Below are 13365 nucleotides of genomic sequence, written 5' to 3'. Positions count from 1 at the left end.
GACGTCACTCCACTCCGCGCTTAAAATGGCCTCTGGTAAAATCCTTAAAGGGCGGTTCTTTCATCTCCCCGCGCAGAAAGGATGAGGAAAATGCTTCCAGCACCTTCCCTGTCTGCTGCGCATCCTCCACCGTGAACTGCAGGCGGATGCGCGCCAGTCCCATACGCCGGATTAAATCCTCACTGCCAAGCAGGGATACGGGGGAGGGATTATAAATTGTATTGTAGCAGAACCGGCAGTGGTTCTTCACCGGCAGCATGGCCCCGGTCCGGTCCTTCAGCATCAGCAGTCCCCGTTTATGGGTACACGACTTTACAGTCCTTGTGATGCACTGCGCCGATACCATCATAGGTGCGTGTCCATATACCACCAGTTCTCCCGGAATGTCCGCCTTGCTGCAGGCCAGGACCACCGGCCCCATCTCCCGGCTGTTAAGCTCCCACGGCATGGTCACTGCCAATGGATTCTTTGACGCCAATTCCTCAAGCGTCCCGCTGTTCCAGGCATAGACGGATGCGTCCGTGATGAACGGCAGGGAAATCCGGTTATCCTCCAGCCATTGGATTTCCTCCAGCGCACGGACCAACACTCCGTCAAAACCGGCATTTTCAAGGAGAGACTGGCTGTCTTTGAAAAACTTAAGGGCGTGGTCCCGGAAAATGTGGGGAAGGGCCAGGTAACAGGTCTTGCCTGCGGCGTGGCATCGGTCCGCTATATCTTTCCATGAAGACGGCGCGAAGCCATCCGCATCCAGATATACGGCGGATACGTCCTTTTGTCTCAGCACCGGCTCCAGCTGGCAGGGTTCCTCCACGGAGACGGTGAGGGTGAAGGGGACGGCAGGATGCCGGGATGCTGGGGCGGCTGATGGCTGGGCCGACTGGACGGTGGCCGATGATTGGGCTGTCTGGGCGGCGGCCGATGGCTGGGCTGTCTGGGCGGCGGCCGATGGCTGGGCTGTCTGGGCGGCGGCCGATGGCTGGGCTGTCTGGGCAGCGGCCGATGGCTGGGCTGTCTGGGCGGCGGCCGATGGCTGGGCTGTCTGGATAGCGCCCATATCATCCGGCATCACGGGCTGGGCCTTGTCCCCTCCGTCTTCCAACACCCGCCCCACCCTATATGGCTTGAGCATAGCGGATTCCAGGGCTTCCAGCCCGGACCTGCGCAGCTCGTTGAGCGCCTGTACAGGCAGGAACATTTCTTCCTTTAACTCTGCACTCAGATTTTCAAAGATAAATGGTGTGTTGCCTGTTTTATTCAGCTGTTTTAATACTTTTTCCTCTGTCATGGGCTGTTTCTGCGCTGCTTGTGGCGCCTGTCCTTTCACAGTTACCTCTGCCCCGCTGCAACTCAGGGTCATGACGGACGGCTTTCCTGTTTCCAGGATTACATGGCCTCTGACAGGTTCCTTTAATTCTGCCTCCACATAGGTGCGGTCCAGATAATCAAACAGCTTCTGGTTTCCTTCCCTGAATTCAGGCTTTTCCTTCAGGGCCACCATATCCCGTCCATTGTGCTCCTCATAGTATCCCGAAGTAAATCCTCCACGGTCAAACAGATCCAGAAGCATTTTCCGGTCATCCGGCCCTACATGCCAGCCTTCCCTTCCTTGGGTAAGATAGCGGTCCACATATTTGCGGTAAATGCTCACAACTCCTGCCGTGTATCTGGGACTCTTCATCCTGCCCTCAATCTTCAGGGAGTATACGCCTGCTTCTAAGATGTCCGGCAGGATGTCAAGGGTACAGAGGTCCTTCAGGCTCAGGACGTATTTCTCATTCTCGCGGTTAATGGCAGGGGACTTTCCCTGACCGGCCTGTCCTTCGTATACACGGTAAGGAAGACGGCAGGGCTGGGCACAGCGTCCGCGGTTCCCGCTCCTTCCGCCGATAAGGCTGCTCATAAGGCACTGGCCTGAATAACAGTAGCACAGGGCGCCATGGACAAAGCTTTCGATTTCCACATCCACTTCTTGGTGGACACGGCGTATCTCATCCAGGGACATTTCCCTGGACGTCACCACACGGCTGCAGCCATAGTCCTTTAACATCCTGGCCCCGTATACGCTGGTAATGGTCATCTGGGTGCTGGCATGCAGTTCAAGTCCTGGGAAATTCTCCTTCATGATCCTTAAAGCCCCCAGGTCCTGCACAATCACACCGTCCAGTCCCTGCTCGTAGTAGGGCGTCATATATTCCACCAGTTCCTTCAGCTCGGATTCCTTGAACAGGGTATTGACCGTCATGTACAGCCTGCGGCCATGCAGATGCACATAGTCAATGGCCTCCAAAAGCCCCTTTTCATCCGGATTATCCGCATAGGCCCTGGCCCCGAATCTGGTGCCGCCCATGTATACAGCATCCGCCCCGGCAGCCACTGCTGCCTTCATGCTGGCCCAGGAACCTGCCGGTGCCAGTATCTCTGCCTGTCTTTTCTCCATCTTGTCCCAACCTTTCCTGAAAGAAAAGATGCCTCACGCATCATCATGAGACATCCCCCTTGTATCTGTTACAGCATCGCTCAAATGAATCATCTGCCGCCCTCTTGCGGCGCAGTATCATCTTACCTGCGTCCGCCTCTGTGTGAATTAGCTTTCTTAGCTGCCTGCAGGGCCTTTTTGGCTAACTCTTCATCTGAAATGCCTGTGGTATGTAATGTGACCGCCGCTTCCTTCCTGGCTGTTTCTGCGGGTGATGCGGTCTGTGTAACGGGTGTGGCTGCCTGTAACGGCTGGCTGCCTGTTGCCGTGTTTCCTTCTGATAGACTTACCGTGGTGGTGGTTTCCGTGGCTTGGACGGCTTCCCTTGCCTGGATGGCTTCCGTGGATTGGATGCTTTCCCTTGCCTGGATGGTTTCCGTGGATTGGATGCTTTCCCTTGCCTGGATGGTTTCTGTGGATTGGATGCTTTCCCTTGCCTGGATGGCTTCTGTGGATTGGATGCTTTCCCTTGCCTGGATGGTTCCCCTGTCCTGGATGGTTTCTGTAGCCTGGATGGTTTCACTGACCTGGATATTTTCCCTGGCCTGAATCGTTTCACTGACCTGAATGTTTAATTCCTTGGCCGTTCCTTCCGGATGGACGGAAAGCCCCTCCCTAACAGGTTCTGCAGCCTGGGCAATCCGCGCTTCCCTGACGGCTTGGGCTTCCATGGCGGTTTCTACTGTTTGAGCCGTCTCTGCCTCCCTGGCGGTTTCCGCAGCCCTGGCAGCTTCTGCCTCCCTAGCGGTTTCCACTGCTTTGGCAGCTTCCGCCTCCCTGGCGGTTTCCGCAGCCTTCGCAGCCTCGGCCTCCCTGGCTATCTCAGATTCCCTGGCAACAGCCGCTTCCCTGGCTTCCTTTAATTCTTCTTCCATCTGGGCTGTCACTTTAGTAAGACGGTCCAGCTCCCTTTGGCGCTCCTCTAAATCCTTTAATACTGCCTCCAGCTTCATCTGGGTACTTACTAATTCATGTTTTAAGCTGTAGGTTTCTTTTTCCATGTCGTTTTTCTGACGCTCCATGCCTTCTGCCCACTCCAGCGCCTTGAAGTAGTCATCTGCTATGTTTAACTCGGTCATGACGGTCTGGTAGTCTGCACTCTGCTTCGTGAAGCCGGGCAGCTTGCGCATCTGCGCACTTTTGTCGTTGACATAGCTGGCCGCTTTCTGGAGATAGGCTTCGTCCTCACTTCCGCCTAAGGTGTATATTTTTCCATCTATTAATACTTGGGTGTAATTTTTTGAGTCCATTTTGTTCTCCTGTTTTCTAGGGATGTTGGATGGAGCTTGACCGGGCCGCCGGGGATTCCCAATTGCCGGGTTGTGGCTGGCTGGTGGGATGGCTGGACCGTTAGTCCGCAGTGCCCGCTCGATTCCGCTGCGCTCCATCTCGCTCACGGGCTTCGCCCTATGGAAAAAGACAAATGGAAAATTCCTTATGTGCAAGCACAACGAAATTTTCCATCCGCCTTTTTCCGCACTGCTCATTGCCTGCGTGGATATTATACCACATCCCCCCCAAAGCCTCAACCCTGTGTGTACGGGGTTTTTCTACATTTCCTGACTGGGTGGGGTCAGGTTTGGTTTCCTTCTTTTGTGCATCCCAGGTGGCGGTAGGCTGATTCGGTGGCGGTGCGGCCCCGGGGGGTGCGGTTGATCAGGCCGTTCATCAGGAGGTATGGCTCGTATACTTCTTCCAGGGTCCCAGAGTCTTCGCCCAGGGCCGCTGCAAGGGTGTCCAGGCCCACGGGGCCTCCGGAGAATTTTTCTATTATCATGAGAAGGATGTTCCTGTCGTTCTGGTCCAGGCCCAGCTTGTCTACATCCATGATATCCAGAGCAAAGTCTGTTACTTCCCTGGTGATGACCCCGTCGTATTTGACCTGGGCAAAGTCCCGGACACGCTTTAACAGACGGTTGGCAAGCCTGGGGGTTCCTCTGGAACGTCTTGCCAGTTCCAGCGCGCCCGCCTCCTCAATCTCCACGCCCAGCACGCGGGCCGAGTGGAGGATGATGGTGGTAAGCTCCCTTGGCGTATAAAATTCCAGCCTCTGGACCACGCCGAAACGGTCCCTTAGGGGCGCAGTGAGAAGCCCGGCCCTGGTGGTTGCCCCTACCAGGGTAAAATGCGGCAGGTCCAGACGGATGGACCTGGCGGTGGAATCCTTTCCCAGCATGATGTCTATGGCAAAATCCTCCATGGCCGGGTACAGCACTTCCTCTACCTGGCGGTTCAGACGGTGGATTTCATCTACGAACAGCACATCCCCTTCCTGGAGATTGTTAAGGATGGCAGCCATCTCTCCCGGCTTCTCAATGGCCGGGCCGCTGGTCACCTTCATGCTGCTTCCCATCTCGTTGGCTATGATTCCGGCCAGCGTGGTCTTGCCCAGTCCGGGCGGCCCGTAAAACAGCACGTGATCCAGGGCCTCATTCCGGTTCCTGGCAGCTTCTATATATACTTTCAGGGTGGATTTAAGCTTTTCCTGCCCCACATAGTCCTTAAGGCACTGAGGACGCAGCGTTGTCTCTATACGCTCATCTTCCGCCGTTACATCTGTCGTTATAATCCTGCGTTCCATATACACCTCAACCCATCTTATATCAGTCTTCCGCCCCTGGCTTCAGGGCGTGCTTAAAAATTGCATCCGCCAGCCATGCATCCCACTTTCCCCCAAGGGATACCTCTGGCAGATTCCTTAGGGGCGTGTTTGAAAATCCATTCCCGCCCAAAACCACATCTACAGGAAGGACAGATGCTTTAGGGACGCCTTAAGCACGTCCTCGGATGTCATGCCCTCCGCCACTTCCACCTGTTTCACGGCCCTGGATGCTTCGGTGTTGGTATATCCCAGTGCCACCAGTGCCTGGACCGCTTCCTTGGCAGCCTCGGCAAGGCCCGCCATGGATGCGGCCGCCGGACCCACGCCGCTGTCCCCGGAGAGGGCCATGTTGCCTAATACATCGTCCATGGATATCTTATCCTTCAGATCCAGGATCAGCCGCTGCGCCGTCTTGTTGCCGATTCCGGGCGCCTTGGCCAACGCCTTCACGTCCTCGCTCACAATGGCCAGCCGTAAATCATCCGGCCTGAGCACGGACAGGATTCCGAGGGCTCCCTTTGGCCCGATTCCATTGACCCCGATTAACTGCCTGAACATGTCCCGGTCCTGGCTGTGAAGGAAGCCGTATAATGTCATTGCGTCCTCCCTTACCTGGAAGTAAGTGTAAATCGTCACTTCCTCCCCCAGCCGGGGCAGCTCCGGCTGCAGGGATGCGGGAACCCGGATTGCCAGCCCCACATTGCCTGCTTCCACTATGATACTATCCTCATCAATGCCCATAAGAGGCCCTTTTACATACGAAATCATAATCTGTTCCCATTCTTTCCGCAAAGCGCTGCCCGCCGGAGACCACTGCGTCATTAACAGTCCGCCGCTTCCTTTTCCTCCGCGGCGCCCGGCCGTGCGCTCCTTAATCATTACCTGCCATTCATCATAACATACAGGTTATCCCAATGCAAGCAGGTCGAACAAATATTCTGTTTCAGACTCTTGCGCCAACGCCCGATATAGGCTAAACTAACAAATGTACAGACTCATACTGCTGCGATAAAAGGAATAGAAGGAGTGACTTTATATGATTACCATCAAACATCCCGTTGACCTTCCCGATACATATCCCCTGGAGCGCATCGGCGCCCTGAAGGAACTTTTGTTTTTCGATATAGAGACTACCGGGTTTTCCGGGGACACATCCCAGCTCTACCTCATCGGCTGCACCTACCATGACGGCTTTGGCTGGAAATTAATCCAGTGGTTTGCCGATACAAGGGAATCGGAGGCCCAGCTCCTGGAAAGCTTCTTTACCTTCATGAAGCGGTTCCGGATCCTGGTACATTTTAACGGGGACGGCTTTGACATCCCTTATCTGCTGAAATGCTGCCGCCGTCTGGGGCTTAATTATAATTTCGATTCCATCATCAGCCTGGATATCTACAAAAAAATAAAGCCCTACCGCAAATTGCTGGGCCTTGAAAACATGAAGCAGAAATCCATTGAACAGTTCCTGGGCGTGTCCAGGGAAGATAAGTGCTCGGGCGGGGAACTAATCCAGGTTTACAGGGACTATCTCATGAGCCATGAATCATTTTTATACGACCTGCTGATCCTGCACAATGAGGATGACTTAAAGGGCATGCCTTCCATCCTTCCCATATTGAATTACGCGGACATGCTGGAGTCCCCCTTCAGGCTGACATCCCAGGAGGTCTGCGGTTCCTGGCCCTTCCTTAACCTGACCTGGCAGAACCCCTATTCCATCCCGGTCCCCCTGGAATATGACAGCGCCCCGGTGAGCATGGAGCTACACCGGGACACCCTGACCTGTAACATTTCCCTGTATCAGGGAGAACTTAAATTTTTCTATCCGAATTATAAGGATTACTATTATCTGCCCATGGAAGATACCGCCATCCACAAAAGCGTGGGCGAATACGTGGACAAGGATGCCCGTAAGAAAGCCACTGCCCGCACCTGTTATACGAAGAAATGCGGCCTGTTCCTGCCTCAGTTCGGCCCGCTTTGGTCCCCTGCCCTGAAAGAGGATTATAAGGGCCTCTTAGATTATGTGGAGTACAGTCCCGACCTGCTGGCCGGGCCTGAGACAGCGGATTCCTATGCACGGCAGATACTGGATTACGTGAGCAGGAAGAGGGATTAGGGCAAGACAAGTACGGCACTGCGCAAATAACAGTGAATAGCGCGTCTGAAGACATGCCTCAGTTCCCATCCCCTCTCCAGCCATCCTCCGCCCGGTACACGCCTATCTGCTGGTTTAGGATTCCTGACATTTCCTCCGCTGGGACCTCCTTCATATCCACGATGGCGTCATTCCCATCCCGCTCCACCAGAAGACCGATGGTATTGTCCAGTCCGGCCATTGCGCCATTTACATAAATGCCGCACCCCGATGTATCACGGATTGCCTCCACCAGCTTCCCGTCAAAGGACAGGTATCCTGTCCGGGTATCATAGGACAGGCCGTAAGGGCCATACTCCTTAACGTATCCTCTCAGGGAAGCCATGCTGCGCTCCGCCTCCGTGGCCTGTTTCAGGAACCCGGTTGTCTCTGTCTCCCGGAAGCCAGCCAGCTTCCCGCTTTCATCCCGCACCGCTTCAAGACACAGGCTGCCTGCAAGATCATCCATCCTGTTATAGGTGCCGTCCGCATATTCATCCAGGAAATATCCCACTCCCCAGCTGTTATAGAATATGCGGTCCAGTTCCGGACTGTAAATCATTCCCAACGCTTCGTATTCCTTAAACTGCGGTGCCTCAGCCAGTATCCTGGCCGGACTTTTGCCCTCTGCGTCCAAGGCCCCGGAGGAAGCCTCCCCTGTAAGTCCTCCTGTATCCGCAGGTATATTGCCTGTGGAGGCAAACACGGTCATTGACATGGCAAGCACCAATATACTGCACACAATCCCGAATCTGGTCCGTTTATCATTCTTCATAAGTATCATTATCCTTTCTTTAACTGAACTTTTCCCAAAACCGTTGTATAATAATGAAACCTTATGATTCTTCTCCGAATACCGAAGCAGCGTCATGGCATAGGCCGCACGGCCTTTTTTATCCATTCCCAGCACCGCTTCCTGGTCGCACGCCAGTTCCATGTCCCGGTTAAAACAGTGCCACATCACCCAGACAAGCGGGTTAAACCAGTGTATGCATGCAGCCGTCAGCGCCACGATTTTCCACAGATTGTCATACCTTCTGATATGTACATACTCATGGCGCAGGATATGGTCCAGGGACCGGACATCCTCCATGTCCATGCTCTTTGGGAATATAATCCTGGACTTCCATATACCATAGGTGACCGGGCTGGCTATCCTGTCATAAACCATGAACCTCACGCTGCGGCGTTGAGGATGCGCTCCCTTCCACCAGCCCAGGTATCCCTGGTCCGGCAGGGGTAAGGCTTCGTCCAGCTTCCTGGCCTGTCCTATATAAGACCATGTAAAGAAAATCAGAAGCCCAAGGCAGACATCCAGCCAGGCCAGGAATACAATCCGCCTTAATAGCACGGAATCCCCCGTCCCCTGCTGGGCCGGACCGGCGGCTGTCCCGTCATGGGACGGTTCCTGGACAAAGAATATCCGGCCCTCATCCGCCCAGGCAGACTCAATCCCCATGGATGGCAGCTGCACCGGCAGTTCAAACGGCAGCAGCAGCCTGGCCAGGACGACAAACCACATAAGGTACAGGAACCGTGCTGAGAACAGCCTTCTACCCGCCCGGCGCAGGAATGCAATTGCCAGGATCAGGATTCCGGCCGAACCGCTCATCTGTAATAATCTCATGCTTCCTCCTGTCCCGCCTGCCTTAACATCTGCCTAAGTTCCTCCAGCTCCTCCTTTGACAAGGACTGCCCTGACAGGAATGCAGCAAAAAATTTAGATTTGGAGCCGTCGAACATGCGGTCAATCAGCTCCTCTGTCTCCGCTGCCTGTATCTCTTCCCTCCTCACCACGGCCCTGCACAGGAAATTAGGTTCGCAGCGTTCAATGGCGCCTTTCTCAATGCACTTCTTAATGACCGTGTACGTGGTGTTGCGGTTCCAGCCAGTCTCCTCCTTCAGGAGCTTTGCCAGCTGTCCGGCCGTGCAGTCCCCATGGTTCCACAGCATTTCCATTACTTTCAGTTCAGAGTCGAATAGTTTCAGTTTCATATAAACTCCTTTCAGTGACTATTGCAATAGTTATCACACTTTTAGACTATCACAGTAGTCACGATATGTCAATGACTATTTCAATAGTTACAATAATTTAATAGGCATGATAATTTAATAGACACGATAATTTAACAGGCATGACAATTTAACAGGCATGACAATTTAACAGGCACAATAATTTAACAGGCACAAAAAAGGGACCCCCTTAAAGGAATCCCTCTAACTTTCCATCAATATCATACATCCCCCGCCATCACTTCCTCGGCAGGGCCGCCCTGTAATTCTCCCTCACCGTATTCCCCGAATAAGCCGCATACATCTGGGCGGTAGTGGAATCCGAATGTCCAAGCATGGCCTGGACCGCATGGACATCAGCTCCCCCGCGGATCAGATGGGCTGCAAAAGAATGGCGGAGCGTATGGGGCGTGATGTCCGCCTGTATACCGGCCTTCTCCCCATAATATTTGATTATCTTCCAGAAGCCCTGCCTGCTCATGGCCTTGCCGCTGCAATTGGTGAACAGCCATGGGGATTCCTTGCCCTTTAACAGTTCCCGGCGCCCCCGCTCCAGGTACACGGACATGGCCTGGCTGGCGGTCTTGCCAAAAGGCACCATCCGCTCCTTCAGACCGTCCCGGCAGGTGATATAGCCAATCTGCATATTCAGGTCCGACAGTTCAAGCCCAATCAGCTCGGACACCCGGATACCGGTTGCATACAGAAGCTCCATCATGGCCTTATCCCTGATTTCCTTGGGCGATGATGTCCCTGGCTGGTCAAGCAGCGAATTAACCTCATTGACACTCAAAATAACAGGCGCTTTCTTCTCAATCTTAGGCGCCTTCAGAAGTTCGGACGGGTCCCTGCGGATCATCCCCTCCCTGAACAGATAACTGAAAAATGCCTTGATGGAAGCAAGTTCCCTTGAAATCGTAGTTGTGGCCTTGCCCTCCTTTTCCAAATAAAGGATATAGGAGTTCAAACTGGTCCTGGTCACCTTTTCAACCTCTGTAATCCCCTTCTCCGCCAGGAAAGCAGCCAGCTGGTTCAGGTCCCTCTGATAGGAAATCTCTGTATTTTTTGAAGTTTGCCTCACATCCCTAAGGTAGCTGACAAAACTCTTTATCTCGGACGTCATCTCTTTCTATTACCCCTACCCGTTTCTACCAAAAATCACGGGAAACCCGTGTGCTGACTATCATTATATCCACATTTTCTTATAAAATCAAACACATTTTTCCCACTTTTACCCCCATTTCACGCTACTTAACATAAAACATACAACATGTTGGAAGGGGGCATTTTGGCTTGTCAATATCTTGTAAAAACAGCGGAAAAATTTTTATGTCCCAAAGCCTTAAAATCCTTTATTTTTCAGCTCTTCCACCAGTTTTACGTAAAATTCCACCACATCAAAGCCCCGGTAATCCTCCCGTTTTAAATCAATCATATCCCCATGGGAAATCCCCCGGTGCTTCCTGTTGGTGACAATCCCCCTGAAATCCCCCCACATGGCTGACTCCGGCGTCACCAGACCGTCGTTGGCCCCGTCCACTGCGCGGATCAGCAGGTAAGGAAGCCACAGCAGCGGGTCGCTCAGGCAGTCCTTCATCAGGGAGGTGTAACTCCGATAATAGACTCCGGGCACATCCGGCACGGTTTCATTGAACCAGCGGCTGGAATCCGTACTGAACTGATGGGTAGCAGTATAAAAGTCAGGATGGGAATCCCCAAAACGGCCAAACCCGCGGTCAAAGCATCCGGCAATGAACCGGTACAGTCCTTCCGGCAAGCGGCAGGCGTAATCCACGAACCTGCATCCCCGGTGGGGCGTATTGATGGTTGTGAGGGAGGCCACCATGGGCGCCGCCCCCAGCATGGATATGGCGTAGCGGGAATCCAGCCCGCCCTTGGAGTGGGCGATGATATTCACCTTCCCGCACCCTGTTTCCTCCACGATTCCTTCAATCTTCTTACGGATGTCCCCTGCATTGTAAACCACTGTGGCAAATGCCTCCTGGTTCCCATAGTACACCGATGCCCCGTATCTTGTAAGCTCCCTTGGGATCCTGCCCCAGTAATTAAAATACCTTAAATCCCTGAATCCAACGCCGTGGACCAGAAGAAGGGGGTACCTGGTCCTGCACATGTCCGACTCCGCCCGCACATTGCGGACCGACTGCTTATAGCATTCAAAGTCATACTCCTCATGGACCAGCCTCATGGCATGAAGAAGGACCAGCAGGTTCACCACCGGGATCCACATGGCCAGCACCATGATCACACGGGTCCTGAGCCTCAGGCGTCCGGAAGTAAGGAATATACGCAGGATCCCGTTCCAGAGAAGGAGTAAGAGCATGACGGCGGAATAGATACCGCTGGCCCATAAAATCCTCTTATCAGCCAGACCATTCCCAAACCCGGGATAAAGCTTTAGAAGGATCGGGACCTGTGCAAAGAAGCCGTAGATGGCGGCATAACAGAGGCTCCGGCCGCCCTCCATGATTGTAATCCTCCAGGAGGCATAGGTATCCTTCCTCTTGGGCATGACCTGGAACACCATCCAGATAGCCCAGGTCATGACTAACACCATGACCAGTATAAGGTTTCTGGCAGCCTGCCCCAGGGCTTCAGCCGCCTTTAAATCCGGCCAGATTCCCATATACCAGCCATAGGCTGCCAGCGGGATGTTCACCGCAAACGGAATATAGAACGCCAGAAACAGCCGTTTCAGATATGTATGTCCTGGTTTCCTCTCCTTCATCCGTATTCCCTCCTGCATTTACTCTGAATGTATTTAAAAAAGCCCGGCCAGCAGCGGCGATATCCATATCTCCAGGAACGCCCCGGCCCCGGACATGGCTATCAGCAAAAGCCCCGGCAGGATATGAAGCTTCTTCTGCGCCTGGCCTGACCAGACAGAAAGCACGTACCATATCAGAAGATAGATAATGCCGTGGGGAAGCATGCTGCACAGGAATGCGGCTATCCCCAGGATTCCTTTCCTCATGGTCCACACCGAAAGCACCACGGCCAGGGACATGCCTGCATAGAATGTCAGGAACCCGAACAGCATCTGGCTGCACACGGTCAGCCCGGCCAGCCATCCGGCCCCCGCCTCAAAGGCCCGCTGCTTCCACACAGCCAGGAAATCCTTCACGGCATACCGTCCCCCGGCCCCCACTGTCCCCGCTGTCCCTGCCGCCCCAAGGACGCAGCCCTGTACCACGGGGCCGCCGAACGCCAGTGCCGCCGCCGTCCCCGCCAGCACGCCCAGCACGAAGCAGGACAGCAGCCAGTCCTGATATGTAAGCGTTGCAAGGCCCAGCCTTAACCGTCTCAATCCCACAGCCGTCATCCTCCCCATGAATATCTCTAAACTACTGTATTCCGGGGAGGCGGCCATTATGCCAAGTCGTCCTTTTTATCCACGCTGCGGTACTTCCTTGCATAGGCCATAATGGCTGCAATTGTCTTACCGTCCGTGATTTTCCCTGTATAAACCATCTCTTCCAGGTCTGCAAGTTCACATGGCTCCACATTGATGACCTCATCCTCATCCAGGTTCTGGTGGGACGGTATCAGGTTGTGGGCAACGAAGATATCAATGGCCTCATCACAGAACGCCACGGTGGTGGTAAGGCTCATCAGGTATTCCAGGCTATCCGGGGATTCCACCCTGAATCCGGTCTCCTCCTCCAGTTCCCTGAATGCGCAAAGCACCTTGGGTTCATCCGGCGCATCCAGCTTACCGGCCGGGATTTCCAGCGTAAAACGGTTCAGTGCGTTGCGGTACTGGCGCACCATGAGGATTTTCCCGTCAGCCGCCACCGGCAGGACGGCAGCCGCCCCATCATGGTGGATAAAGTCCCACTTTGCCTCGTGTCCGTTGGCAAGGACCGTGTCCTCATATATCTTCAGGATATTCCCCTCATACTTAAGCTGTCTGTCCAGACGCACTACCGGCATCCCTTCATTCTCAACTTTGTTTTCCATTGTCATTTAATCCTTTCCTGATCCTATCATGATTTTATTCCTTATTTCAATCCACGCTCGGTATATTGTCGAAGTTCGACTGCATCCTACGTAGATGCGTGGTTGACCTCATGGCAGTGGGGGATACCGATTACTCTCCGCCCACCACTGCCG

At 53.9% G+C, this 13365-nt stretch carries 11 protein-coding genes; 1 reads left to right on the top strand and 10 read right to left on the bottom strand.

All coding sequences use genetic code 11. From position 1 onward, the window contains the following. Window positions 1–4: 4 nt before the first annotated feature. The 4 genes from LK536_RS55155 to ruvA all read right to left on the bottom strand — a co-directional run bounded on the left by LK536_RS55155 (window position 5) and on the right by ruvA (window position 5849). Entirely contained in the window at window positions 5–2440 is a 2436-nt protein-coding gene (locus LK536_RS55155; RefSeq protein WP_227796623.1) for a U32 family peptidase, read from the bottom strand. Between the two features lie 122 nt (window positions 2441–2562). After that, entirely contained in the window at window positions 2563–3729 is a 1167-nt protein-coding gene (gene zapA, locus LK536_RS55150; protein ID WP_331472244.1) for a cell division protein ZapA, read from the bottom strand. Window positions 3730–4052: 323 nt separating this feature from the next. Next, entirely contained in the window at window positions 4053–5060 is a 1008-nt protein-coding gene (gene ruvB / locus LK536_RS55145) for a Holliday junction branch migration DNA helicase RuvB (protein WP_025485873.1), read from the bottom strand. 159 nt (window positions 5061–5219) lie between these two features. Further along, window positions 5220–5849 carry a Holliday junction branch migration protein RuvA gene (gene ruvA, locus LK536_RS55140; RefSeq protein WP_025485872.1) on the bottom strand — a complete coding sequence of 210 codons (630 nt, stop codon included), beginning with the start codon at window positions 5847–5849 and terminating at the stop codon, window positions 5220–5222. 268 nt (window positions 5850–6117) lie between these two features. Here ruvA and LK536_RS55135 point away from each other — a divergent pair, with 268 nt between their 5' ends. Beyond that, window positions 6118–7200: a ribonuclease H-like domain-containing protein gene (locus LK536_RS55135; RefSeq protein ID WP_227796622.1), complete on the top strand. Its 1083-nt coding sequence runs from the start codon at window positions 6118–6120 to the stop codon at window positions 7198–7200. A 58-nt stretch (window positions 7201–7258) separates the two neighbouring features. Here the strand turns inward: LK536_RS55135 and LK536_RS55130 are convergent, their stop codons facing one another. From LK536_RS55130 to LK536_RS55105, 6 genes are all read right to left on the bottom strand, one after another. Then, a complete protein-coding gene (locus LK536_RS55130; protein WP_227796621.1) occupies window positions 7259–8845 on the bottom strand; it encodes a M56 family metallopeptidase in 1587 nt (528 codons plus the stop codon). Beyond that, window positions 8842–9213: a BlaI/MecI/CopY family transcriptional regulator gene (locus LK536_RS55125; RefSeq protein ID WP_227796620.1), complete on the bottom strand. Its 372-nt coding sequence runs from the start codon at window positions 9211–9213 to the stop codon at window positions 8842–8844. Before LK536_RS55125 ends, LK536_RS55130 begins: the two co-directional genes overlap by 4 nt. Window positions 9214–9469: 256 nt before the next feature. Further along, entirely contained in the window at window positions 9470–10354 is an 885-nt protein-coding gene (locus LK536_RS55120) for a site-specific tyrosine recombinase (RefSeq protein ID WP_025485870.1), read from the bottom strand. Between the two features lie 219 nt (window positions 10355–10573). Further along, window positions 10574–11980, bottom strand: coding sequence for a lipase family alpha/beta hydrolase (locus tag LK536_RS55115; RefSeq protein ID WP_227796619.1), 1407 nt, complete (start codon window positions 11978–11980; stop codon window positions 10574–10576). Window positions 11981–12013: 33 nt separating this feature from the next. Then, entirely contained in the window at window positions 12014–12565 is a 552-nt protein-coding gene (locus LK536_RS55110; protein WP_227796618.1) for a hypothetical protein, read from the bottom strand. Between the two features lie 56 nt (window positions 12566–12621). Beyond that, the gene (locus LK536_RS55105) at window positions 12622–13212 is read right to left on the bottom strand and encodes an NUDIX domain-containing protein (RefSeq protein WP_025485867.1); all 591 of its coding nucleotides are present in this window, start codon (window positions 13210–13212) and stop codon (window positions 12622–12624) included. Window positions 13213–13365 lie beyond the last annotated feature (153 nt).

Source organism: Clostridium pacaense, assembly GCF_020709765.2.
Taxonomy (GTDB): Bacteria; Bacillota; Clostridia; order Lachnospirales; family Lachnospiraceae; genus Enterocloster; species Enterocloster hominis.
The sequence above is the reverse complement of the archived record's forward strand: the minus strand, read 5'-3'. Positions and strand labels throughout refer to the sequence as shown.

Coding starts and splice junctions, on each gene's coding strand:
- ruvB (WP_025485873.1), bottom strand. CDS start 5,060: ATGGAACGCAGGATTATAACGACAGATGTAACGGCGGAAGATGAGCGT.
- LK536_RS55135 (WP_227796622.1), top strand. CDS start 6,118: ATGATTACCATCAAACATCCCGTTGACCTTCCCGATACATATCCCCTG.
- LK536_RS55105 (WP_025485867.1), bottom strand. CDS start 13,212: ATGGAAAACAAAGTTGAGAATGAAGGGATGCCGGTAGTGCGTCTGGAC.
- zapA (WP_331472244.1), bottom strand. CDS start 3,729: ATGGACTCAAAAAATTACACCCAAGTATTAATAGATGGAAAAATATAC.
- ruvA (WP_025485872.1), bottom strand. CDS start 5,849: ATGATTTCGTATGTAAAAGGGCCTCTTATGGGCATTGATGAGGATAGT.
- LK536_RS55155 (WP_227796623.1), bottom strand. CDS start 2,440: ATGGAGAAAAGACAGGCAGAGATACTGGCACCGGCAGGTTCCTGGGCC.
- LK536_RS55125 (WP_227796620.1), bottom strand. CDS start 9,213: ATGAAACTGAAACTATTCGACTCTGAACTGAAAGTAATGGAAATGCTG.
- LK536_RS55120 (WP_025485870.1), bottom strand. CDS start 10,354: ATGACGTCCGAGATAAAGAGTTTTGTCAGCTACCTTAGGGATGTGAGG.
- LK536_RS55115 (WP_227796619.1), bottom strand. CDS start 11,980: ATGAAGGAGAGGAAACCAGGACATACATATCTGAAACGGCTGTTTCTG.
- LK536_RS55130 (WP_227796621.1), bottom strand. CDS start 8,845: ATGAGATTATTACAGATGAGCGGTTCGGCCGGAATCCTGATCCTGGCA.